The organism is Campylobacter concisus, assembly GCF_002914005.1.
Taxonomy (GTDB): Bacteria; Campylobacterota; Campylobacteria; order Campylobacterales; family Campylobacteraceae; genus Campylobacter_A; species Campylobacter_A concisus_N.
The window spans coordinates 1-984 of record NZ_POZU01000055.1 but is presented as its reverse complement, the minus strand read 5'-3'; the positions used below and the strand labels follow the sequence as shown (position 1 = coordinate 984).

Here is a 984-nt window from a genome sequence, read left to right as displayed (position 1 = left end):
AAGATAGCTTATGCTGGTTTTAATTTTAAGAGAAATTGTTTGCTAAAACAAAATTTTGAGCCATTTTTGATGTTACACTTTCTTTTAAAACAAGATAGTTTTTGCTGATAAATTTGATGATTTTAAAAGTTTAGATAAAAGTAGAAATTTAAAGGCGGGAAACCCCGCCAGATATTATTTGTGAAGTTCTTTTGTGTAAAACTCGACTGAGCCTAGGCCCTCTTTTAGCGCCCACTCGTAAGCTTTGCTTACAAATTCCCAGTTTATGTTCTCATAGAAAGTCTCTAGGTATTTTGGACGAGCGTTGAAGTTGTCGATGTAGTAAGCGTGCTCCCAAACGTCAACGACTAGAAGCGGCACTTTGCCATCGCTCACTGGAGTTTTTGCGTTACTAGTTTGTACGATCTCTAGCTTTTTGTTGCTTGGATCAAATACAAGCCACGCCCAGCCTGAGCCAAAAAGTGTTGTAGCTGCTTTTAAAAACTCCTCTTTAAAGTTTGCGAAATTTGCTTCGATCGCAGCTTTTAGCTCGCTTGACATCTCACTTTTTTTAGCGATGCAGTCCCAGTAAAAGTCGTGGTTATAAACTTGAGCGACATTGTTGTAAAGCCCACCTTCGCTATTTGTTAGAATTTCATAAAAAGATGCGTTGGCAAATTTTGTATCTTTTATAAGATTGTTTAAATTTGCTACGTAAGTTGCATGATGCTTGCCGTAGTGGTATTCACAGGTTTTTGCGCTAACTACTGCATTACTATTTGCATCAAATGGAAGTTTTCTAAGTTCAAACATAATAATTCCTTAATAATAAAATTTGTTGTTTCGTATTATAGCCATAAAAAATTAATAAATAAAAATCTTTTAAATTTAGCCACAAAATATAGGTTAAATTTAAGCAAACCTAAACTTACATTTTTTGGCGGGCTTTTAAACTTATAGAAAAGAAAAATTTAGAGCAAAATATCCCATACATTTGTTTAAATG

General features: G+C 34.1%; 1 protein-coding gene. It reads right to left on the bottom strand.

The genetic code is table 11. The features are described from left to right. Window positions 1-174: 174 nt before the first annotated feature. Window positions 175-792, bottom strand: coding sequence for a superoxide dismutase [Fe] (sodB, locus tag CYP54_RS05960; RefSeq protein WP_103576421.1), 618 nt, complete (start codon window positions 790-792; stop codon window positions 175-177). Window positions 793-984: the final 192 nt, after the last annotated feature.

What these genes read in the sequence shown, in the direction of transcription:
- sodB (WP_103576421.1), bottom strand. Translation starts at nt 792, where the DNA reads ATGTTTGAACTTAGAAAACTTCCATTTGATGCAAATAGTAATGCAGTA.